The 22477-nt window shown below is 41.9% G+C and carries 16 protein-coding genes and 8 pseudogenes; 16 read left to right on the plus strand and 8 right to left on the minus strand.

Translation table 11 applies throughout. From position 1 onward, the window contains the following. Positions 1–219: 219 nt before the first annotated feature. The 4 genes and pseudogenes from VL20_RS07200 to VL20_RS27590 all read left to right on the plus strand — a co-directional run bounded on the left by VL20_RS07200 (position 220) and on the right by VL20_RS27590 (position 2746). Positions 220–849, plus strand: a complete 630-nt coding sequence (locus VL20_RS07200) for a DUF6391 domain-containing protein (protein ID WP_052276072.1) — start codon at positions 220–222, stop codon at positions 847–849. A gap of 75 nt (positions 850–924) precedes the next feature. Next, the gene (locus VL20_RS07205) at positions 925–1158 is read left to right on the plus strand and encodes a photosystem I reaction center subunit IV (protein ID WP_002767446.1); all 234 of its coding nucleotides are present in this window, start codon (positions 925–927) and stop codon (positions 1156–1158) included. Between the two features lie 55 nt (positions 1159–1213). Continuing rightward, positions 1214–1837, plus strand: a complete 624-nt coding sequence (locus VL20_RS31050; protein ID WP_158499324.1) for a hypothetical protein — start codon at positions 1214–1216, stop codon at positions 1835–1837. A 59-nt stretch (positions 1838–1896) separates the two neighbouring features. Then, positions 1897–2746, plus strand: a pseudogene (locus tag VL20_RS27590) (IS630-like element ISMae21 family transposase). A gap of 605 nt (positions 2747–3351) precedes the next feature. On the opposite strand, the pseudogene VL20_RS27595 reads toward VL20_RS27590, so the two are convergent. After that, positions 3352–3858 (minus strand): annotated as a pseudogene (locus tag VL20_RS27595) (ISAs1-like element ISMae8 family transposase); the annotation flags it as partial. A gap of 120 nt (positions 3859–3978) precedes the next feature. Continuing rightward, positions 3979–4563, minus strand: a pseudogene (locus VL20_RS27600) (ISAs1 family transposase); the annotation flags it as partial. 151 nt (positions 4564–4714) lie between these two features. Between VL20_RS27600 and VL20_RS27605 the strand changes: the two are divergent. From VL20_RS27605 to VL20_RS07250, 5 genes and pseudogenes are all read left to right on the plus strand, one after another. Further along, entirely contained in the window at positions 4715–4879 is a 165-nt protein-coding gene (locus VL20_RS27605; RefSeq protein ID WP_128575160.1) for a transposase family protein, read from the plus strand. Further along, positions 4872–5264 (plus strand): annotated as a pseudogene (locus VL20_RS07240) (ISAs1 family transposase); the annotation flags it as partial. The gene VL20_RS27605 and the pseudogene VL20_RS07240, both read left to right, overlap by 8 nt. Positions 5265–5348: 84 nt before the next feature. Further along, positions 5349–6446, plus strand: a complete 1098-nt coding sequence (locus VL20_RS07245; protein ID WP_052276075.1) for a sulfotransferase family protein — start codon at positions 5349–5351, stop codon at positions 6444–6446. Then, a complete protein-coding gene (locus tag VL20_RS31055; RefSeq protein WP_158499325.1) occupies positions 6431–6601 on the plus strand; it encodes a hypothetical protein in 171 nt (56 codons plus the stop codon). The genes VL20_RS07245 and VL20_RS31055 overlap by 16 nt, the downstream gene beginning before the upstream one ends. An 86-nt stretch (positions 6602–6687) precedes the next feature. Continuing rightward, positions 6688–7683 carry a lysylphosphatidylglycerol synthase transmembrane domain-containing protein gene (locus VL20_RS07250; RefSeq protein ID WP_052276076.1) on the plus strand — a complete coding sequence of 332 codons (996 nt, stop codon included), beginning with the start codon at positions 6688–6690 and terminating at the stop codon, positions 7681–7683. A 46-nt stretch (positions 7684–7729) separates the two neighbouring features. Here the strand turns inward: VL20_RS07250 and VL20_RS07255 are convergent. The 4 genes and pseudogenes from VL20_RS07255 to VL20_RS07270 all read right to left on the minus strand — a co-directional run. Further along, a pseudogene (locus VL20_RS07255) lies at positions 7730–8725 on the minus strand (IS630 family transposase); the annotation flags it as partial. 443 nt (positions 8726–9168) lie between these two features. Further along, positions 9169–10731: a circadian clock protein KaiC gene (gene kaiC / locus VL20_RS07260; protein ID WP_002760201.1), complete on the minus strand. Its 1563-nt coding sequence runs from the start codon at positions 10729–10731 to the stop codon at positions 9169–9171. A gap of 193 nt (positions 10732–10924) precedes the next feature. Continuing rightward, positions 10925–11239, minus strand: coding sequence for a circadian clock protein KaiB (kaiB, locus tag VL20_RS07265; RefSeq protein WP_002733742.1), 315 nt, complete (start codon positions 11237–11239; stop codon positions 10925–10927). Positions 11240–11295: 56 nt separating this feature from the next. Next, entirely contained in the window at positions 11296–12225 is a 930-nt protein-coding gene (locus VL20_RS07270) for a circadian clock protein KaiA (RefSeq protein ID WP_052276077.1), read from the minus strand. Between the two features lie 276 nt (positions 12226–12501). On the opposite strand from VL20_RS07270, the gene VL20_RS07275 reads away from it, so the two are divergent. Together VL20_RS07275 and VL20_RS07280 are read left to right on the plus strand one after the other, a co-directional pair. Then, positions 12502–14889, plus strand: coding sequence for a hybrid sensor histidine kinase/response regulator (locus tag VL20_RS07275; protein ID WP_052276078.1), 2388 nt, complete (start codon positions 12502–12504; stop codon positions 14887–14889). Positions 14890–15104: 215 nt separating this feature from the next. Continuing rightward, a complete protein-coding gene (locus tag VL20_RS07280) occupies positions 15105–15893 on the plus strand; it encodes a PEP-CTERM sorting domain-containing protein (RefSeq protein ID WP_052276079.1) in 789 nt (262 codons plus the stop codon). 83 nt (positions 15894–15976) lie between these two features. Here the strand turns inward: VL20_RS07280 and VL20_RS31060 are convergent, their stop codons facing one another. Both VL20_RS31060 and VL20_RS27610 read right to left on the minus strand, forming a co-directional pair. Continuing rightward, positions 15977–16135 (minus strand): hypothetical protein, encoded by a 159-nt coding sequence (locus VL20_RS31060; RefSeq protein ID WP_158499326.1) that lies wholly within the window; start codon positions 16133–16135, stop codon positions 15977–15979. A 78-nt stretch (positions 16136–16213) separates the two neighbouring features. After that, positions 16214–16531 (minus strand): annotated as a pseudogene (locus tag VL20_RS27610) (transposase family protein); the annotation flags it as partial. Positions 16532–16708: 177 nt separating this feature from the next. Between VL20_RS27610 and VL20_RS27615 the strand changes: the two are divergent. The 5 genes and pseudogenes from VL20_RS27615 to VL20_RS07315 form a co-directional block, all read left to right on the plus strand. Beyond that, positions 16709–17617, plus strand: a pseudogene (locus VL20_RS27615) (ISL3 family transposase); the annotation flags it as partial. Between the two features lie 830 nt (positions 17618–18447). Then, positions 18448–19083, plus strand: a complete 636-nt coding sequence (locus tag VL20_RS07300) for a FeoA family protein (RefSeq protein ID WP_052276082.1) — start codon at positions 18448–18450, stop codon at positions 19081–19083. Positions 19084–19125: 42 nt separating this feature from the next. After that, positions 19126–21449: pseudogene (feoB, locus tag VL20_RS07305) on the plus strand (Fe(2+) transporter permease subunit FeoB). Positions 21450–21558: 109 nt separating this feature from the next. After that, positions 21559–21798, plus strand: a complete 240-nt coding sequence (locus VL20_RS07310; RefSeq protein ID WP_002742208.1) for a FeoC-like transcriptional regulator — start codon at positions 21559–21561, stop codon at positions 21796–21798. A 124-nt stretch (positions 21799–21922) separates the two neighbouring features. Next, positions 21923–22471, plus strand: a complete 549-nt coding sequence (locus tag VL20_RS07315) for an HMA2 domain-containing protein (protein ID WP_002742210.1) — start codon at positions 21923–21925, stop codon at positions 22469–22471. The last annotated feature ends 6 nt before the right edge of the window (positions 22472–22477 follow it).

Here is a 22477-nt window from a genome sequence, read left to right on the forward strand (position 1 = left end):
ACTATAGTTTCTATGACCAAGACCAGCAATCGAGATAACTGGAATCCTTTCGCTTCTTACCTAAAGCAAGAACTAGCAGCAGTTCCCTGGTGGTCAGATTCTCCCCTTTTTGTCGAAACCACCCTGGTCAATTCCCATTCAAGACACCGACTGGGACACCGCCTTGCAACCCGATAGCACCCTCATATTCCTCGAAAAAACTCCCCCTAGCGCAACTTTATGACCTCTAGTAGCCCTTCTAACCCCTCTTTTGACTGGTTTAACCCTTCGCCCCAGCAAGACAGCGATTTACTGGCACAAATCGGCTTTATCCCCGGTTTCAAAGAATTTCTCACCCTGCGACAGGTTCACGCCTTGGAACACGCCACCGTCTGGGTATTAAGCGAAATGGCTGCCCGTCGTCAATCGCCTTTTGACCGCTCCCCTGCGGATAACGAGGCCCTGGGGGGACTGTCCACCGATAGGGGTTTTTATCTCTACGGACAGATTAATACAAATGAACTGCGAATCGCCGCCAAACAGGCACTCCATCGTCTCAAAAATGGCGAGGGGCAATTGGCATTACATCCGCGTTGTGGCACCAATTTATCGGTAACTTTAGCCTTAACCGCCGGCTTAGCCTTAGGAACTCATCTTCTCTTACCCAGAGGTCCGATTTCTCAGTTATTAGGCTTAGGTTTAGCCACCGCCACCGCTTTTCAAATCGGGCCGGATGTGGGAATGTCGGCCCAAAAATACCTGACCACGGCCATTCCCTTTAACTTAACAATCGTTAACATTGCCCCAAAGGCAGACCTATGGGGACGTTCGGGGCATTTCGTGGCAGTGGAGTGGCAAGATTTGCAATAAAACTTAAAGTAAAAACCCTTTCGGCAAACTCGCTCTGATTGTAACCTGTTAACTAAACCCTAAAAAAAAACACCTATGCCAGGAATCGAACGCGGAGCCAAAGTTAGAATCAAACGTAAAGAGTCTTACTGGTACAACGATGTAGGAACCGTAGCCAGTGTTGACAAAAGTGGTATCCTCTATCCCGTTATCGTCCGTTTTAACACTGTTAACTACCACGGTTTTAGTGGTAGCGCCGGTGGACTGAATACCAATAACTTCGCTGAAAGTGAATTGGAACTCGTTAAGGCTGCCCCCGCTAAGAAATAAAGCTGAGTAAAATTCGGCCTATCATCACCGACTGACTGACGGGAATTCTCTCTTGTTGGTCGGTTTTTTTATAGCTATCAGTTGTCAGTTATCAGTTATCAGTTATCAGTTATCAGTTATCAGTTATCAGTTATCAGTTATCAGTTATCAGTTATTTATCAGTTATCAGTTATCAGTTATCAGTTATCAGTTATCAGTTATCAGTTATCAGTTATCAGTTATCAGTTATCAGTTATCAGTTATCAGTTATCAGTTATCAGTTATCAGTTATCAGTTATCAGTTATCAGTTATCAGTTATCAGTTATCAGTTATCAGTTATCAGTTATCAGTTATCAGTTATCAGTTATCAGTTATCAGTTATCAGTTATCAGTTATCAGTTATCAGTTATCAGTTATCAGTTATCAGTTATCAGTTATCAGTTATCAGTTATCAGTTATCAGTTATCAGTTATCAGTTATCAGTTATCAGTTATCAGTTATCAGTTATCAGTTATCAGTTATCAGTTATCAGTTATCAGTTTATCAGTTATCAGTTATCAGTTATCAGTTATCAGTTATCAGTTATCAGTTATCAGTTATCAGTTATCAGTTATCAGTTATCAGTTATCAGTTATCAGTTATCAGTTATCAGTTATCAGTTATCAGTTATCAGTTATCAGTTATAGTCATTTCAAATAAGTGTGAGACGAGGGAAAAATAAGGTAAAATAAAGGGAAACGAGCAACCCATACAGAAAAATGTCTTATAGCCTAGACTTGAGAAAAAAAGTAATCGATTATGTAGAGAATGGGGGAAGCATAACCAAAGCCGCCGCTCTATTTAATATAGGAAGAGCGACGATATATAGATGGCTAGGTAGGGAAAAACTGGAAGCAACAAAGGTAAAACACCGTCAGAGAAAGCTGGACTGGAAAGCACTGTCAAAAGATGTCCAAGAAAATCCCGAGGCAAGATTAAGAGACAGAGCCGAGAAATTTGGAGTGAGACCAAGTGCCATTTGCTATGCCTTAAAAAAAATGAAAGTTACCAGAAAAAAGAAGGAACTTCGTTATAGAGAAAGAAACCGAGAAGAAAGAATGAAATACTACAGAGTGCTGAGAGAATTGATTAAAATATATGGAAGTGAAAGCCTTGTATTTATTGATGAGTCAGGGTTTGAAGAATTTCAAGCCTGTTTTTATGCTTGGTCAAAAAAAGGGAAGAAAGTCTTTGGAGATAGACAAGGAAAACGAGGAAAAAGAGAGAACCTTGTCGCTGGTAGAAGAAAGGGAAAAAAAGACTTTATTGCACCGATGGTATTTACGAGAAGCCTGAATGCCGAAGGTTTTGAAGGGTGGTTATCTTTATATTTGTTGCCCTCTCGCGCCCATAACATCAGTATTAATTATGGATAATGCACCAATTCATCGGAAGACAGTCATTAAACAACTGGTAGAGGAAGCAGGTCATCAGGTCGTGTTTTTGCCAAAATACTCTCCTGATTTAAATGATATCGAACATGATTTTAGTGCATTAAAGAGGGCAAGAATGTATGCTCCTGTGGGGACACCCCTTGATGAAATTATTCGTACTTATTGTGTCGCCTAGTGTCTCGTTCTTATTTGAAATAACTATATCAGTTATCAGTTATCAGTTAAGTAGGTGGGTGGAATTAAATATAAAATGAACGTAGGTTGGGTTGAAGCATGAAACCCAACGCCCGATTATGTTACGCTACCGCTAACCCATCCTACAAATAATTGTGCCTACCTACTTATCAGTGAACAGTAATCAGTTTACTGATATTACATTTTGTGCGCATCGCTTGCGCCCCTACTATATAAAAACTGACTAATAAATTATCTAAAAGTCGCTTGAACCTTTAGCCAATAAGAGTTAATTAGTTTAATTATCCTAGATAAGTGGCTGGTTATAATTAAATTAAAAATGGATTTTAGGTTCGATCCCCCCCGCCCCTTAGGGTTGATTCATTTAAATTAAGTACAGCTGATTTTAAGTCAATAAATTTGACCGAAGATTCTCAAGTTTATCTTTCTCTAACCAAAAGAGTTAGTCACAATAACTAATCTTTAATCCTCTGCCAAATTTATTATGAATAAATTGATAAAGCTTGTTCCCAAGCCACTAAAAGCCTATCTCTCTTGAAATTTTCTGAGAGTACATCCTGTTAATTTAGCTAATTTTTCCGCTTCTTACGTCGATAAAACTATCAGTTTTTCCCAACGTTCAGCTAACCACCTCTGTCCCTCTGTTATTGAGAGAAAACCCAAACCTCTGAAAAGATTCAATCCTATAGTTGTGAGAATTGACCAATTGCTGGCCGCTTGAAAATCACTTATCTCGCTTTTATCTTCCTCAAAAATTACATCTTTTACCCAATGTAACTGATTTTCTATTTTCCAATGTCCTCGAATAATTTTAGCAAATACTTGAGCGGATTCAGTTAGGCTACTGATATAGTAAGCTGTTTCTTCATAGGTTTTATCCCCGCGACTACCCCTTCTTTCTACTTTAATAACTCTTCGCAGATTTTCAAACCCTTGTCTTTCATTTTTCCTCACTTTAAAAACTTATATTTTTCTTGATATTTTTCGTCCATGACTATTATCTTGTTCGAGAAAGCAACTTTCTGGCTTTGAGGAATTACTCAGGTCTTGTATTCGCTTATAAAGATTTTTCTGATTTCCTTTAACGGTGATAAGTAGGTGGGTGGAATTAAATATAAAATGAACGTAGGTTGGGTTGAAGCATGAAACCCAACGCCCGCATGGGTTACGCTACCGCTAACCCATCCTACAAATAATTGTGCCTACCTACTTAACATAATCATTTTTACTCTTGGCTATTAAGCTGATTGTTTTTTTCTGACAATGTAAAGCATCGCCAGTAAAAACTTTATTTTGGAGAGAGCAATCCTCAATTATAGCTTGACCTTCGTCGATTTCAGACCCTTTTTTGTTTTCGATTCTTTTTAGGTGTAATACCAAGCCACTTTCTTGACTAAACAATGAGACAAACATGATAAAATTTTGTTGTTCATTGTTGGGATTCTTTCGGGTGTTTTTGAGACTTTTTCCATCCATCCCTAGCCAATTTATATCATCTCTTTGTCCATATTCTTCTAAGGCCCATTCCTTAAACATTTTTAACAAACTCTGCCAGTCAACTCCCATCATTACCCTTCTAATTGTTGAAGAGGATGGGACTCTTTCTGGAATTATGTTAAATTCTTGACTGAGCCTGTGCCGATTATTTTTAGCCAACTCTCCTAGCTCTCTCTAACCTGAGTATCCTAGCATTGTTCCCAGTATTATTACTACTAATACTATCCATAAAGGGTGTCTTTTTCCTTGATCTTTCCGAAAGTCCTTGACTTGTTTCAGTTTTTCTATTAAGCTCAACATATATTTTAAAAGTTGCTGGTCACTTCTCATTTTACAAAGACATTGATCGCTTTTACTTTTGATATTCTGATGGGAGAATGAAACAGCCCTAGGGTAGGGCTGTTTCATTCTCGAAGAATAAAAAAAAGTAAGGTGAACAAACTCATTTAAAATGAGTTTGTTCACCTTATCTTTTTATACTATGCAGAGGCTAATCGAAAAATTAAAGAAAGTCAAGGATTTTCGGAAAAGTTATGGAAAAAGACACCAGCTATGGGTCGTACTTTTAATCATTATCCTGGCAATTATGCAGTCCTATACTAACATCAGTCTTTAATGTAAATCATCCCTTTAATAATGTTTGGGAACACATTAAAAGTTATATTAAAGTGGAAAGGTATGGTGAAAGAGGGGGACAAGGGTATTATAATTGTGCCTAGTACATTAGTAGTTTGGTAGAAAGTGCTCAAACTTTTGCTCGAAAAATTCGAGGTCATTGGAACATAGAAAATCAGTTGCACTGGGTAAAAGACGTAATTTTTAAGGAAGATACTTTACCTTTAACTGACTTTCAAGCTGTTAGTAATTTGTCAATTCTCCCAACTATAGCTCTAAATCTTTTCAGAGGTTTAGGCTTTTTATCCTTTATCCTTTTATCCATTACAAAGGGGCAAAGATGGCTTGATAACAAGTGGTTCAGGCTTTGCGATTTGTTAGAATAAATCAGCCCTAGGGGCCGCTTGGGAATTCGGCAAAACCTTGGCCAGCCAAGCTATCCGCCAAAAAAACGCTAAAAAATAGTTAATATGTCCAGTTTGTTTCATCCCCTTTGTGGTAGTAACCTTAGTACCCTATTACGTTTATTTTTGACTAATGGCGGCATCGATCGCCCCAATTTCGCCCCGGCAACCCTGGCGCTGGCAGTTACCCTGGCGCGACTGCCTTTTTCTACCCTAGAACGAATTTTGATGACAGGGTTTTATGAGCGCCGCGTGCAGGTAAAAGCACCCATTTTTATTGTCGGCTATTGGCGCAGCGGCACGACCCATCTGCACAATTTACTCGGTCAATCGGAGCAATTTGGCTATATTTCGCCCCTAGCGGTGGGATTACCCTGGGATATCCTCGGTATCGTCCGCTTATTTCAACCGCTGCTAGAATTGGCCCTACCGAGCGATCGCCATGTGGATAACGTCGCTGTTACTCCCGATTCACCCCAAGAAGACTCGATCGCCCTGGCCAGCATGATCCCCCTTTCCTACTACCATGGTTTATACTTTCCCCAACGTTTTCAGTACCATTTCGATCGAGGGGTTTTTTTTCAGGGCTGCAGCGAGAAAGAAATCGCCACTTGGCAGCGTTGGCATACTCATCTATTAAAAAAAGTTTCCATCCATCAAAGAGGCAAACAATTACTAATCAAAAACCACGTTTATGCGGCACACATTGCCAAATTGCGAGCTATCTGGCCCGATGCTAAATTTATTCATATCTACCGCAATCCCTATCGAGTTTTTCCTTCAACCCGCCACTTTTTTACCCGCATCCTACCAGAACTAGCACTGCAATCCTACGATAATTTATCCACAGATGAAATCGAGCAGGTAATTCTAAAAAGTTATCCCCCAATGATCAATTCTCTCCTGCGAGATAGTGCCGATTTACCCGCCGATAGTTTTGTAGAAATTCGTTTTGAAGATTTAGAAAAAGAACCCCTAGCACAAATCGAGAAAATCTACGATCAACTGCAACTTCCCGACTTAAAAATATCTATGCCTCGCTTTGAGAAATATATCGCTAGTCTGCAAGGATATAAAAAAAATAATTATCCCCCAGAACCAAAAGCGATCGAATTAGTCGAATCTCATTGGCTACCATTTATTCAACGTTGGAATTATTTTTAGTCATCAGCTTTTTCAGTTATCAGTTATCAGTTATCAGTTATCAGTTATCAGTTATCAGTTATCAGTTATCAGTTATAATTCATAATTCCCCATCTCCCCACTACCCCACTTCCCGCTCTCCTAGACCTTTTAAACAGGATTTAGTAAGTACCTAAGCAAAATTAATTACACCTATCTAACTACTTCTTGCCTATTGCCTATTGCCTATCCTAACCAAGAAATTAATTTTGCACGACTACTTATGAAATATCTTAAATTTATCTTTCTGGGTTTAGGTTTTGTTTTACTAGGGGTAATTTTACGCAAAACAAATCTGCAAGAAGTTTGGCAACAAATCACCCTAGTCGGTTGGTGGGGAATGACATTAGTAATTATTTTTTATTTCCTAGAATTCCTCACCGATGTTTTTACTTGGCAACTAACTTTTAAAAGCATTCCTATCCAACCTCGATGGACAATTCGCCTATTATTAATTTACATGGTAGGGGCAGCCTTTAATCGCGTGACTCCCTTCGCTTCTTTGGGAGGAGAAGGTTTTAAAGCAGTGATGTTAAAAACTCACTATCAGATTAGCTATAAAGAAACCAGTGCCTCGATTATTCTGACCAAGACATTAAATACTGCTTCCCTTGTCTTCTTTGCAATTATCGGTTTTTTTCTGCTCCTAGCTTCCCCAAAATTCTCCAATTCTTTTAAAACTTTTACTGGATTAAGTCTCGCTATATTCTCCAGTTGTATCCTGATATTTTTCTTGATTCAGCGATTCCGTTTATCCTCCAGAATAGTTAATCGATTAGGTCATTCTTTTTTAGGTGATCGCCTAGCTAAACCTTTAGAAAATCTTCGCAGTGTCGATGATCGTTTAGGGGAATTTTACCGGAATCTGCCCCTATTTAGAAATGGCTTGATCGTCGGTTTTCTCAATTGGCCTCTCGGAGTTTTAGAAATCTATGTTTTAATGCAGTTTCTCCAACATCCGATTAGTTTTGCCGATGCTTGGTTATTTGATTCTGTCGCTCAATTAGTGCGTGCTGGAACCTTTTTTATTCCCGCTAATATCGGTACTTTAGAAGGTTCTTTAGTGCTGCTGGGTGCTTCCTTAACCGGGAGTCTAGAATTAGGTTTAGCGATTTCTGTAATTCGCCGGGTTAAAGATATTCTCTGGATTATATTAGGTTTATTGATCTGGTGGTTATTTTCCCTAAGACCAACTTTACCCGATCGCCCTTCAAAATAATCTCAATCATACTAAATCCGTTGAGTATAGGTAACATATCAGGATAGGCAAAATTAATTACATACTCGCCTCCAAAATTGTCCAGCACTTTTTTAACGTAAGCGAGGAGGCTCTTTCGGTCTTTATAGGCGCTAAATTCAATCCATTCATATTTTAAAAATCTCCATAATATTTCAATTAAATTTAAATGAGGTGAATAAGTGGGCAACCAAAATATTTTCAAGTTTTTCTTTTCCCATTCCTCAAGTTTCTCCATAAATGCCTCGCTGGTATGAATGGAAGCTTGGTCAATTATTATGACGGTTTTTTTCTGTATATTTTGGCAATATTTATCCAGAAAATTAATAACTATCTCGCTAGTAACCGTTCCGACCTGTGTCTCATAAAATAATTGATTATCTCGTTTCATTATTCCTAAAATATTTAGTCTTTTACCTTCAATTGGTGGTAACTTTATCGTGGTTTTTTCTTCTTGCCAAGCGTAAGGAATACAAGGCTTTGAATCCCATCCCATTTCATCCAAATATCCTATCTCAATCTCTCCTCTTTTTTCCTGTTTTTTTAGTTCTTCTAAAATAGGTAGTTTGACCTCAAGCTCCCACTCATCAGGGGTTTTGGCGACCCCTCTTCTCACCCTTTTCCACCTCATGTTGATTTTTTTTATGAGTCTTTTTATCGTGTCTTTGCTTACGGTTAATTTCCATTCTTCTACAATTTTTATCTGGATTTTTTTTAAGCTTTTCGGTTCTTCTTTTACCCAGTCAATAACTTGTTGACCTTGTGCTTCTGTCAATTTAGGTTTTCTCCCTCTTCCTCGACGATTATAAAAACCAATTAGTTTTCTATCTTCCCAGGCCGTCAACCAATTATAGATGGTCTTTCTCGTAACTCCAAATATTCCGCTCAATTCTTCTATCGTGGTTCCCTGAAAACTTAAGAGTATACATTTCGCTCGCTCTCTTACTTGATGATGTTTACTAGCTCGATAAATTCTCTCTAGCATTTTCTGGCTCTCGGGGTTTAGGTCTCTAATCAATCTCATTGTATTTTCCTGCTGCTTCGTTTTTTTATGTATTATACTTCTTAATTTTTTATTTGGGTAATTAATTTTGCATGACTACTTATCAGGATAGGCAAAAAACAAAAAGGGGAATAAATAATCAGTCTTTAATAACCAGATTTAGTATTATCAGTAACTTTTAAATTAGTACAAATATATGAACAACTGCGTGTAAGCATCCCACCGAAAAACTAATGCGCGGGGGTTTGGGGGCGGCGCCACGCCCCCAACGGGGGGTTTGGGGGGTAGAACCCCCCAAAAGTCTGGATTGAGGACAAAAAATCTAGAAAGCACAGTTTTTAAAAATTTGCCAGGTTAAAGATGTTCTCTGGATTATATTAGGTTTATTGATCTGGTGGTTATTTTCCCTAAGACCGACTTTACCCGATCGCTCTTCAAAATAATCTCCATCAGTCAACCCCCGATTATTCATCCTGTAATTTTTCGCGCACATTGCGAACAATCCGCGATAATTCACTCTTTTCATCGACGCTAATTTTAGTTGGAGAACCACTAATAATCCGCTCGTAATTGCGGAAAGAATCCTTGATATCCGCCCCATCCTGACTGATAGTATATTCACGAATCCCTTTATCGTGCCAAGAACCGCGCATCTTAAAGACGTTAATCGCTCGCGACATTTCGCCGCGAATTTCCACATACTGCAACATTAAAATCGTGTCGGTAATCGTAGAAATATGGGATTCGGTGATCGAGTGCGCTCCCATGAATTGGTCGGTGGTATTGGTGAAAAATCCCGTAATTTCCTCCTGTTTGGCGTATCCTGTCACCCCGATCACAAATTGCCGAAAAGCATTATTTGTCACCCCGCGCGCGAGCGCCGATAGAGAATCGATGGCAATACGGGAGGGTTTAAATTCCGAGATTTCCGACTTAATCATCTGTAAATGGTCTTCTAATCCCGCCGATTCGGGGTAAGAACACAATAATTTTAATAATCCCTTGCGTTCCATCTCCTCAAAATCGATCCCCCAAGAAGAAGCATTTCGGGACAATTGGGCGCGAGATTCTTCATAAGCGAACAAAATCGCCCGCTCACCGCGCCGACAGCCTTCTTCCAGAAATTTACTGACTAAGAGAGTTTTACCCGTACCTGTTGCTCCTGTAGCCAAAATAATCGAATCCTTGAAAAAACCGCCCCCACACATATCATCGAGGGTTTTTACTCCCGAAGAAATGCGGACATTAGAGGAGCGCTGAGTTAAACGCATCGCACCGAGGGGGAAGATATTAATGCCATCATTGGTGATAGTAAAGGGATATTCCCCCTTCATGTGGGTTGTTCCCCGTAATTTGAGGATTTCCGCCGTTCTGCGTCGCCTTTCTCCCTCTAGCACGTTCCGCATAATTACCACATTATCAGAGACAAATTCCTCTACACCAAAACGGGCCACCGCTCCGTATTCTTCGATACGTTCCGTGGTCATAATTGAAGTCACTCCTAATAATTTTAACCGGGCCACGAGCCGAAAAATTTCCCGCCGCACCACTGACACCGCTTCGTACTGCTGAAAAACAGCAGTTACAGAGTCAATTGATACCAGTTTTGCTTTATATTTGGTAATTGCGTATTGAATGCGCTCGATTAGGGCCGAAAGATCAAAACTACCCACCACCTCTTGACCTTCCGGATCTGGAGAAGCATCGAGAATAAATAACTTACCCTGGTCAATTAATTCTTCTAAATCCCAACCAAAACTATAGGCATTTTGGATAATATCGGTGGGAGATTCTTCAAAAGTAACAAACAGTCCCGGATAGTCAAAATACTTGATCCCGTGGTAGAGAAATTGCACAGCAAGCAGGGTTTTTCCCGTGCCAGAAGTGCCACTAACTAAGGTAGTTCGCCCCATGGGTAAACCACCGTGAGTGATCTCATCAAAACCTTCAATTAGGGTTCTAATTTTGCGAACACCTTTCGGTTTAATCGGTGGATTCAATTGGCTATTAGAGTTAGATTGAGTCATTATTTATCCAGCGAATATTTAAAGAGTAGGATTTTTATCTAATTTTTCCACAGAAACATATCAAGCCTGACTAGACACTTTACACCATCTTGATTTCCATTGACTCTTGACTTTCCCCTAGACGTACTAGATTACGCCCCGATCATTTCTTCTTCAATAAATATAACCCGTCTAATCACCTATGGCCGAAGACCTAGCTATCATTTTCTCGTTCACGAATTTCCTCGTACAGTAAGTCTAAACCGATCAGAACCTTCTCTCGATCGGACAAATCACCGATAATTTTCCGCACCGGGGGAGGGAGGACTTTCGCAAGGGTAGGAGTAGCGAGAATCTTGTCTTCCTCCGCTAGTTGCGGGTTTTTCAGCACGTCAATCACCTTGAGCGCATACACTCCCTGAAATTCCTCTTCTAGGATATTTTTCAGGGTTTTCAAGGCACGCACGGAGTTGGGGGTATTGCCGGCGACGTACAGTTTTAAAACATAGGTTTTTTTAAAGACGCTCATAGGTTAAGATCAAAGGGACTGGGGATACGAGTTCATCGCTATTTTTCTGGGATATTTTAGTCTATTCCCAATAATAAATCATAAGGGATATCCTCGCGAGGTATGGAACGACGATACATTTCCCCCAAGTGAGCAAGGATATCAATGAGAGCGAGACGATAATCTAGGAGAATTTCCTCACTTCTGCCTTCTAATTTTAACTGTTGGGAAAATTCATCCATTAACTCCATGTGAATTTCCAGAATTTGCGACACTGAGAGATCGGTAAAAAAGACATTATTAACCAACTCATCGATCGCTTGATTAATCGGATAATCCTGTTGGAAGTAATTTAAAATAATCTCCCGATAATCTCTTCTTACTTCCCGCAGTAATTCGTTTTTTTCCTCTGGGGCAAGATTGCGATAGAATAGCTGCGGGTTGCGTTTGTAGTAAACACCTAAATAGCCGAGTCTTTCTTTTAATTTTTCCGCTAAACGGCGCTGTTGTAGGAGGAGAAAACTGTGATTATTTTCCACGGGATTTGGTTGGTTAACAATCGTGGTAGGTTCGGAAAAAGAGCAATTAGGAGCTAAATGGAGAAATCGAGCGATCGCTTGGTCGATTACCGAGGTGATGCTGTCTAATTCCTTGACGGTAATTTGTAATTCGGCACTATGATAGAGACAGGTGGGAGAGTCATTCGTCTCGGCAGTGATGTTCTTGTCAGCGACAATGATCACTACTGGCAGTAAAATCCCCCCTTCGTAGAGTTGATTAAAAGTCGGCTGTAGGGAAGGATGAAAGACCACCAGCAAACAATCGATTTTTTCCTTCTGTGCCTCGATATTAGCCAGTAATTCGCTAGAAGACGACCCTAGGGTCAGATGATAGCGTTCATTAGCCAATAAAGCCGTCAAAGAATTAACCAGCCCCGGAGGTGAACTCACTCCCGTCAAGGGTGGGTCCGTTGGGACAAAAGCATAAATAGTCAGTCTCGGAGGCAACGTTTTCTCACCCGCAAGGTAGATAGAAAATAACAAACTATAGGTTAGGCTTTCTCTGTTGAGAAGACAACCCCCCCGCCATCAGCTAAGGGAAGTTAAAGTTAACTCGGCTTTTTGGCAGTGGGTATCGTAGTTAATTGTAATCAATGGAGCAGTCCTCTAGATGAGCGATCGTCATCATCAAGGTAGATTCAAGTTCCAGGACTACTAATAGTTTGGCCATCAGTTTGTTAATTATGCCCTAAAGTTACCGCCACCGCCCACCCAATTATCCCCATGCCTAGCGTTACCCTCAGCCTCCATCACTTTCATCAATCCGTCACTGCCTGTGAATTAATTATTGACCGGGCAAGTCTTTGCGATTTAATTAACACGGGCAATCCAGAAGCGATCGTGGTGGTGGATGAGCGGTATTGTCCCCTAGGACTGATTGAGAGTCAAACCCTGATTGCTTACCTCCTCTATCAACAACAGCACCCCGAAACCAGAAACCCCTCCCCCAGCTGCCTGGATCTGAGCGGTTGGCTGCGTCCGATTATCCCTCTTAACTCGCGCATGGCCGTGAGTGAGTTTCTGGCCACCCTGAGGGGAGAAGCGCTCGCCTTCGTCCCCATTTTAGTGGATGCTCAGGGCAAACTGTTAGGACGCTTAGACACGGGCAAACTTCTCCAATTTTGTCTCGGGTACTCGATTCTCGATGATCCTCCCCCGCAGCCCCGCATCAGCGATCGCAATCCCCCCCCCCGCAGCGATCGTCCTCTGGAATTTCTGGAACAATTACCGCTGCCGCTGCTGCTCTACAGTCCAGAAGCAGGGATTTTATACCAAAATCAGGCTTGGTGTCAACAAATCGGGGCAGCTTTCCCCGCTAATATCGATAACTCTGCCTTGGCTTTAGTTAATGACCCCTTAACCCTCCCATCCCCCACTCCCCCCCTGTTTCCCCAGCGTCTAGAAACGGTGACATCGGGTGTAGCCAAGACTTGGCGCCTGTTGTCCGTGCCGTTAAATTTAACGGATAATTATCCTTTGATCGAGAAAACTTCGGGACTGTGGTTACTGTTAGCCACCGATATCACGGAACAACAGCAATATTGTCAGGAATTAGCGGTTAAAAATGCCGATTTAGTCCATTTAAATCGTCTTAAGGATGAATTTCTCGCCTGTGTCAGCCATGAGTTTAAATCGCCCCTCACCGCCGTTATCGGTCTTTCCAATCTGCTGCGGGAACAAAAAATCGGTGAACTTAACCCCCGACAGTCCAAATATGCCGATTTAATCTATCGCAGCGGTCGTCAGTTGATGGCTTTGGTCAATGATCTCCTCGATTTAACCCGCCTAGAGACAGGACAACTACAATTAACTTTATCTAGAGTCAAAATCGATCGCCTCTGTCAACGGGTGTACGATATCATCGTCGATAAATATCCCCAACGTCTCGATCTCCCCAGCAGCTATCGTCTTGACATCGAATCGGGGTTAGATTATGCCCTGGCCGATGAAACCCGTTTACAACAGATGTTAGTGCATTTGTTAGATAATGCGGTAAAATTCACCATTGATGGCGGTAATTTGGGCATTAAAGTCAATCGTTGGGAAAATTGGCTGGCTTTTACCGTCTGGGATACGGGTATCGGTATTCCGGAAGAATCCCAGCATCTGATTTTTCAGAAATTCCAACAGCTAGAAAGTCCTTTCACCCGTCAATTTGAGGGTGCAGGTTTAGGTTTAGTCCTCAGCCAAAAATTAGCGCGCTGTCACGGTGGAGATCTATCCTTTGTCTCCAGGGCCCGGGAAGGCAGTCAATTTACCTTACTGCTGCCGGTTCATCCCCAAAGTGCAGACCAAGAGTCCGCCACTCCCCAGCGTCTGGTGTTAGTGGTGGAAGCTAATCCCCAAGTGATCGAACAGTTTGTCGATCGCTTGAGTGAATTGGGATTAAAAGCTATTATCGCTCGTAGCGGCACTGAGGCGATCGAAAAAGCCAGGCAGTTAAAACCCCGTTGTGTTTTTCTCAATCCTAATCTCCCCCTCTTGTCCGGTTGGGATGTGTTAACGCTGCTGAAATCCCATACCCAAACCAAAGACATGAAAGTTATTGTCACCGCTGCCGATTCTGAGCGCAACCGCAGTCAACAGCAAGGGGCCGATAGTTTTCTGGTTCCGCCAATCACCTCGGCAGCTCTGCAAGCTTGCCTGAATCTGACCGTTTCCCCCATTCCTAGTCGAAAAAGGCGCACTGCTCCGACTCTGCTGCGTTTACACGGCCATTATGCCCCCAATTTCTCCGATTTATCTTCCTTTAGCTGGATTTGGAATAATCAATTAGTCCGGGAAAATTATCGTTTTATTGAGGCCGATAGTTGCGAACAGGCGGAACTTTTAGCTACTGTCTGGGAGGTGGACGCTATCTTAATCGATAGTTCGATCGCAGAAGATTTATACTCTTATCTGCAAACCTTGAGCAAGTCGGAAACCCTAGCTAATTTACCCCTAGTCACCCTTGATGTGGCTGTCACCGAGGTGGCCAATCAAATCCCCGGTTTAGCCGTTTTTCCCTGTTTGGCCCCCCCGACGGAAAACCGCATCGAACAGCTATTAAAGGTGATCGAGACTGCTGATCTGGCTTTTTCTCGCCACTTGAGCGGCGATCGCATCCTGTAGGGGCGAAGCATTCGGGCAATAACCTATCGGTAAAACCCCACACCCCAGCTGCCCCCCCCGATCCCCAGGGGAAGCTTTTTTTAGTGATCTATTGGCAATTTTTCTGTGATCTATTGACAAATGAGAAATTTAGTGTTGACGGCTAAGAAAGCTTATGTAATACTAGCAGTTGTAATCTATTACATCCACCTTACCTCTGCGGAGATTTCTGTAAGATGACAAAAATACGGAGATACACCATTCCTAGCGCTGCTGTTCTGGCTGTTGCTGCTGGCGTAGGCCTCGCCACTGCGCCAGCACAAGCCGCAATGGTAGCCTATAACGGCTGTGCAAGTACCTCATTCTGTACACTCACCGAGCTACTTGCCGGTGGTTCCATCACAGTTGATGAGGACGGAAATGGCACAATTGAGAAAACCTTCGACAATTGGATGAATTACGAGTTTACGAAAAGTCCTATGGCTAATCCTGTGGCCGATCCCCTAGACAACATTCAAGTGAGTGCAACCGGCACTTACATTCCTGGTGTCTCTGGTAGTGCTACTCTCAATTACACTATTGTTGGTGGCATAAACCTAGCTCCGCCGAGCGGGAATGCCAACTGGACTGCTGGTATCTCCTTCGAATTCGACGTCACATCCGCTGGATATGTCCCAATGACTCGCCAGATAGATGCCATAACAGGTGCTTCAGTTACAGGACCCACTACGGGAACACTTAGTAATGTGGCCTTCAATGGTGCAACGCTTATGGGCAGCAATGCATCCGCTACCCCTAGCAACCCTGAGACTGACACTATGTCGTTCGCACCAACAAACACGCTTGCGATCATGAACAACCTGAGTTTGTTAGCTCGCCGGACTACTGCAATACCTGGAACCGCCAGCGTCACGACTTTCTCACAAACCTTCACCCAGGCGGTTATTCCCGAACCGGGTACTGTTGTTGGACTGCTGGTTGTTGGTGGCTTAGGTCTGGCGATGAAACGCAAGCAACAGGGATAACTGAGCTTGGCTTCAGGACAACTTTGAGCAGAGACATCGTAGCTGCTTGCATTGAAACTCCGTCCTTTGGGGGCGGTTTTTAATTAGGGTATGCTGAACGAACCCGCGTCAGTCCCCACAGGAGAAACTTTTTGGTTCTTCGTTACTTGGTATGGTTCGATAGGGGGGCATAAATCGACTAAATCCTTATCTGGCAAGAGACTTAATTGATTAGTTCGCTCTAGAGCAAAAACAATTGACAAAAATCGCTAAATGCCTTTCTATATAAGGGTTCCATCCCTTATAACTCCCGTCCATTGCATAACACAAACCGAAGAGCCGAGTATATTCTCGGCTAGTCTTTTCGTATAGGTTCGTTTCTTGGCGACAAAATCTAACTCTTCGCTAAAGGGTTTCTGACAATTATCGCACTTAAATTGACGACGATTAACCTGTAGGTACACTGGTTGTCCTGAGATTGGTAAATCTTTGACTAAATGTCGATGATTTTGGTGGAGTTTATCGCTCTCTAACCCACAACGAGGACAGGTTGCTTTTTGATTTTTCGATTCGATTCGGCAAACTATACCGATATTTTCTAGGTGTAGATAGCCTTGAATACAGGTTCCTTTTAGGTTCAAAAATTTGTCAAGTATCATAAGTAAAATAATCTCGTTTTTGGCTATTATATCAAATCTTAACTCAATTGTCTATCTTTTGGTATTAACCTGTTTGTGCCTTAAGTCCTTCCCTGTATGGATTTCAGCTACTTTTGAGCGTAGGCGCTCTCATCGAATTTTATTTTAAGTTAATTATTTGCATAACAATTCCCGAAGAGCCATATACTCGAACAATTAAAAGAAGGAGATATTTTAAATGTTAGTCGAAGAAATGACGTAACGGAAGAAGAGATTCAAAGAATGATAGAGGACATAGCTGAAGAAATTACAGAGACAGACCTATCGAAATTAAAAAGACTAGGAATTGACGAAATCGCTCTAGTCAAAGGACAAAAAAATTACTGTGCGGTTTTAGTAAATTTAGATACGGGAAAACTAATAGCTATTCTAGAGAAGCGAACACAAGAAGAATTGAGGGAAACGCTTACAGGGTGGGGAAAAGAGGTGTTAGAGCAAATTGAAGAAGTCAGCATAGACCTTTGGTTGCCCTATAAAAATTTGGTGAAAGAATTGATGCCATCGGCCGAGGTAGTCGCCGATAGATTCCATGTAATGAAACAAATTAATCAAGAGTTAGACGAACAAAGAAAAGCAGAAAAAAGAGCCGTAGAAGCGCAGAAAAATAAAAAACAGAAAGCGGAAAAAGAAGCGAAGCTAGAAGTTTTAAAGCGAAGTAAATATAGCTTGTTAAAAAATGAAAAAGATTTAACGGAAACTCAAAAAATCAAACTAGAAGCTATCAAAGAAAATTGACCAAATTTGAAAAAGATGCACGAGTTAAAGGAAGAATTTAGAAAGATTTATGAAACCTCAGAGAATCCGACAGAAGGACTGCTATCCATCTCGGAATGGTTGGCAAAATCCTCCAGTGTTTTTACCAAGAGTTGTCAAACAATCCGAAACTGGTTTGGAGAAATAATTAGTTATTTCGAGCGAAGGACAACGAATGGGGTGGTCGAGGGAATCAACAATAAACTTAAACTAATAAAACGGAGAGGCTATGGCTTTAGAAACTTTCGGAATTTTTGGGTTAGAAGTATGTTATCTTGGCATCTTGTATGTTGATTTAGCATAAAGGGTAACGAAGAGCCTAATTTAAGAGTCACTGATAATTGCTGATTGTCGATATTTCTGCAAATGTGAGATGCACCCTTTTTTAAGCTACAAGAAGACCCAGAGAATAGGGGGGCTAAAGTGTTGAAAGTATCGCCAATATTTAAAACTAAACTTTTTTCTGTCCGGTTATCCCATAAGAGTTAAGGATAAACACAAAGGCATAAAGAACACAAACAGAAAGACAGATTCGATTTACTTAGGGCTGGCTGAATAAATGTGAAATGTAGTCCTGTAGGGGCGAAGCATTCGGATAGAAAATCTACGGTTTCACCGATAGGTTATTGCCCGAATGCTTCGCCCCTACTTTTTGCCGCAGACCACTAGGTAGGGTTTGCGGCAAAAAGTTTGTTGGTGGGGTTAGGAGTCGGTCGTCAGTAGCCGGTCGTTTCAGGCTTTGTTGCCCTCTCTTTTTGTACTAATTTATGTACTGAAAGGAGGATAATGCCAGGTTTTTGGGGGTCCCAATCCGATTTTCGCAGCACTAACATCGGATTTTAACAGGTCAAAAGCCTTATTTTCAAAGGGTTTTACCATTATTCAGCAAACCCTAAATAAATATTTTTCTTTTCTGTCTCCCCTTTTGGATTAGACTGGTAATTGAGAATAATTAGCATTTATTTAAGCGATCGCAATTCTGAGACAGTTCAAAAACCGTTGACTGAGGCTGACATTAGGGGAGTTCTCACCCTTTAGCTACTTCAGTAAACTCGATGAGCTATCAAGAAATTATTGTCACTCTTGAATGAAAGACCTTCATTACCTTTGGAGATAGGAAAAGCATGGACGATAAAATTAGAGCTAATGAACCAGAAAAACCAGAAAACTGGCAAAAAGACGACCAATTCTCCTATTGGGGCGGTACAGAGGCAGAATTAGATAATGTCACTCCCAGGGGTAATGACTTGGCTGCCACTTATCCTTTAGCACAAGTGGAAATGGGAAAAACCGTCTGGTTAGCGGGATTTCAGGGGACGGGAGGGATTAATCGACTCCTAGGTATGGGATTAAACCCCGGCATTCAATTACAGGTAATTAGTTCCCAACCGAGGGGGTCAGTTTTAATTGCCATTCAAGACAATCGTATTGGTATCGGGGCAGAAATGGCCGAAAAAATCCTCGTTAGTGACAGTCAACCGCAAAAACTGGAACCCCAAAAAGACCTACCTGAAGTAAGAACATTTCTGCGGGAGATACCCATAGGAAAAGCGGGTAAAGTCGTCGGTTATGACCGAGCATTACGAGGATACAAAGGAAAATTGTTATCAATGGGATTAACTCCGGGGACAGAGTTTACCGTCATTCGTGTGGCACCTTTGGGGGATCCCGTCGAGATTCGAGTGCGGGGATTTAATCTCAGTCTGCGTAAACAGGAGGCAGACGCTTTAATCGTGGAAGAAATAGACCCAGAAAGCTAAATTTAATTATCTAAGCCTATTCGTCACTTAATATCCTAAATTATGGTCAAACCGATTATCGCCTTAATTGGCAATCCTAACTGTGGCAAAACTACCCTTTTTAATGCTCTCACGGGGGCCAATCAACGGACCGGCAACTGGCCGGGAGTAACAGTCGATCGCAAGGAGGGACGATTTCAAGTTAACGGGGAAGATATCACCCTTGTGGATTTACCCGGAGTCTATTCCCTTGATGTGGAAGAAGGGGAGACAGGAATGGATGAATTAGTCGCTAGGGACTATCTGCTGTCAGGAGAAGCGGATTTAGTGATTAATATCGTCGATGCTGCCAATTTAGAGCGCAATCTCTACCTTACTACCCAAATCATGGAGATGCGTTTACCGATGTTGATTGCCCTGAATATGATGGATGTGGCCAAAACTAGGGGTATTGTGGTTAATCCGCAACTCTTAAGCGATCGCATGGATGCAATTGTCGTCCCGATTAGTGCGGTTAAAGGGGAAGGAATCGGAGAATTAAAGCAAAAAATTGGGGAATTAGTCAGTAATATTAGCCATACTGCTGCTTATGTCGCTTATCCTGCGGTAATTGAGGAAGCTCTGAACGAGATTGTTACCTACATTAACGACCATAGCAGTAAAAGGATCGTTGAGCCAAGATGGACTGCTTTAAATCTACTGCAATACGAGGATCGCATCGCCCCAGAATTGCGCTCCCAGGAACTATTAAGCATTATCGTCAAGCATAGACGACAAATACACCAAGTTTTAGGGGAAGACCTCGATATTTTAATTGCTGATACTCGTTATGGCTTTATTCAACAAGTTACCCAGGGAGCCACTCAACGGACTGGACAGATAAATGATACTATGTCTGATCGCCTCGATCGCATTGTTCTCGATCGCTGGTTAGGAATTCCGATATTTTTGGGCGTAATGTACCTAATGTTCTTGTTTACCATCAATGTTAGTGCTGCCTTTATCGATTTCTTCGATTTAACTGCCCAGACTATCTTTGTCGATGGTTTTGCCCAAGTTTTACAAACAATCCATACCCCGGTTGGCTAATTGCTCTGCTCGCTGATGGAGCGGGGGGAGGTGTGCAAACCGTCGCCACTTTTATCCCCGTAATTGGCTTTATGTTCCTCTTTTTGTCAATTTTAGAGGATTCTGGCTATATGGCCCGGGCAGCCTTCGTCATGGACCGATTGATGCGTTTGGTGGGATTGCCGGGTAAATCCTTTGTTCCCATGCTAGTGGGATTTGGTTGCAATGTGCCGGCAATTATGGCCACCAGGACCCTAGAAAATTCCCGCGATCGTTTAATGACGATTATGATGAACCCTTTTATGTCCTGTGGGGCCAGATTACCTGTTTATGCCCTATTTGCGGCGGCTTTTTTCCCCATAGGTGGTCAAAACATCGTTTTTGGTCTTTATATCTTAGGAATTCTCGCCGCTATTTTGACGGGATTGGTGATGAAAAAAACCCTACTCAAGGGAGAAATCAGTCACTTTATTATGGAATTGCCTCCCTATCATCTACCGCGTCTGAAAGGGGTTTTAATTCGCACTTGGGAACGTCTGCAAGCGTTTTTGTGGAAAGCTGGACGAGTTATCGTTTTAATGGTGATGATTTTGGGACTACTCAACTCCGTCAGTTTTGATGGTTCTTTTGGTAATCAAGACAGCGAGCGATCGGTTTTAAGTGCCACCAGTAAAGCTGTAACTCCTATTTTCTCACCCATGGGACTAGAGCAGCAAAATTGGCCGGCAACGGTGGGCATTTTTACGGGAGTTTTTGCCAAAGAAGCGATGGTAGGCACATTAAACTCAATTTACAGCCAACTAGCGGGGGAAGATAACCCTAATCAGGGGGTAGCAGCCGAAAAATTCGACTTTTGGGGGCAAATTCAGACAGCTATCGCCACTATTCCCGCCAATTTAGCGCAATTACCCAATCAATTACTTGATCCCTTGGGTTTGAATATTGGTAATCTGCAAGATCAAAAAACGGCTGCCGAAGAGCAAGAGGTAGATTTAGGAATCTTTGGGGCGATGGCGAAAAGATTTGATGGTCAAGCGGGTGCTTTTGCCTATCTTTTGTTTGTTCTGCTCTATTTTCCCTGTGTTTCGGCCACATCGGCCGTATATCGCGAAACTAATGCCGGTTGGACTGTTTTTATTGCCCTCTGGACCACAGGAATGGCCTATATTGTTGCCACTTCCTTCTATCAAATCGCCACTTTTTATCGACATCCGGGATTTTCTCTCTTTTGGATAGTCTTGATGGGTTTAACCGTAGTCGGGGTTTTATTCACCTTAAAAAATCTCCGTCCCCGAAAAATCAACCGTCCCGCAATTTAAAAGTAGGGTGGGTTAGGCGACAAAAAGCTAGGCAACTAACAAATTATTTAGATTCGCCGTAACCCACCGCAATCAAGTAACTTTTCTCGATTTTTTTCGCTTATAAACCATGATTTTAACCGATATACAGGCTTATCTTGCCAAAAATCAGAAAGCATCTCTGTCTGACTTATCTACACACTTTCGGATGTCAGCGGATGCCTTAAGTCCCATGCTCGATCGCTTGCTGAAAAAAGGGCGAATTCGCCTGATTTCCCTAGAAAAATGCGGAGGATGCAGCCGTTGTTCCCCGGAATCTATGGCTTTTTACGAATGGATTGAGGGCAATTCCACAGGGACAAACAACTAAGAGTTGAATAAGTACCTAGGCAAAATTAATTACACATTTCGATAAAGCTTTTGCCTTTTGCCCATCTTCACTAGGAAATTTATTTTGCACGACTACTTACTATCTTTTTGTAGGAGATAAAATTATGATCACTAACACAGAAATTGTCTCGACACAATCGGCCACCAGCGAGGATCCGCAAATACAATTGGCCGAATTTCTGCGAGAACATAATGAAGTGGAGATGATTATTCCAGTTTTAATGGGATTATTTATTACCAGTCGTTTTCAACTGCGAGGGGCCAATGCACTATTAGTTAATTTAGCCGTAGCCAGTATCTCGCGACAAATTTTCCAACAGTTAAAATCTCCCTTCACCAGTGACCCAAAAACTGCCGAAAAAAGCCCAGATTATAGCAATCAGGAAATAATACCGGGTTGTCGCATTGTTCACTCGGTACCGGGACGAATTCGCCTTCGTATCGACCGTTTAAGTCAAGATGCTGCCTTTGCTAAAAGATTAAACCACCTCCTCGCAGCTGAGACAATTGTTCTTAGTCATCGCCTTAATCCTACCGCTGCCTCTCTGGCAATTACCTACGAAGCAGCCGGCCTCTCCGAGTTAGATTTAGGCTTTCGTCTGATCAATCTACTTAATTTAGCCAATTCTGACAGTAATCTTGAAACTAGCTAGATTTTA

The organism is Microcystis panniformis FACHB-1757 (assembly GCF_001264245.1).
In the GTDB taxonomy this organism is placed as follows: Bacteria; Cyanobacteriota; Cyanobacteriia; order Cyanobacteriales; family Microcystaceae; genus Microcystis; species Microcystis panniformis.

What these genes read in the sequence shown, in the direction of transcription:
- VL20_RS07200 (WP_052276072.1), top strand. Translation starts at nt 220, where the DNA reads ATGACCTCTAGTAGCCCTTCTAACCCCTCTTTTGACTGGTTTAACCCT.
- VL20_RS07205 (WP_002767446.1), top strand. Translation starts at nt 925, where the DNA reads ATGCCAGGAATCGAACGCGGAGCCAAAGTTAGAATCAAACGTAAAGAG.
- VL20_RS27605 (WP_128575160.1), top strand. Translation starts at nt 4,715, where the DNA reads ATGAGTTTGTTCACCTTATCTTTTTATACTATGCAGAGGCTAATCGAA.
- VL20_RS07245 (WP_052276075.1), top strand. Translation starts at nt 5,349, where the DNA reads ATGTCCAGTTTGTTTCATCCCCTTTGTGGTAGTAACCTTAGTACCCTA.
- VL20_RS07250 (WP_052276076.1), top strand. Translation starts at nt 6,688, where the DNA reads ATGAAATATCTTAAATTTATCTTTCTGGGTTTAGGTTTTGTTTTACTA.
- kaiC (WP_002760201.1), bottom strand. Translation starts at nt 10,731, where the DNA reads ATGACTCAATCTAACTCTAATAGCCAATTGAATCCACCGATTAAACCG.
- kaiB (WP_002733742.1), bottom strand. Translation starts at nt 11,239, where the DNA reads ATGAGCGTCTTTAAAAAAACCTATGTTTTAAAACTGTACGTCGCCGGC.
- VL20_RS07275 (WP_052276078.1), top strand. Translation starts at nt 12,502, where the DNA reads ATGCCTAGCGTTACCCTCAGCCTCCATCACTTTCATCAATCCGTCACT.
- VL20_RS07280 (WP_052276079.1), top strand. Translation starts at nt 15,105, where the DNA reads ATGACAAAAATACGGAGATACACCATTCCTAGCGCTGCTGTTCTGGCT.
- VL20_RS07300 (WP_052276082.1), top strand. Translation starts at nt 18,448, where the DNA reads ATGGACGATAAAATTAGAGCTAATGAACCAGAAAAACCAGAAAACTGG.
- VL20_RS07310 (WP_002742208.1), top strand. Translation starts at nt 21,559, where the DNA reads ATGATTTTAACCGATATACAGGCTTATCTTGCCAAAAATCAGAAAGCA.
- VL20_RS07315 (WP_002742210.1), top strand. Translation starts at nt 21,923, where the DNA reads ATGATCACTAACACAGAAATTGTCTCGACACAATCGGCCACCAGCGAG.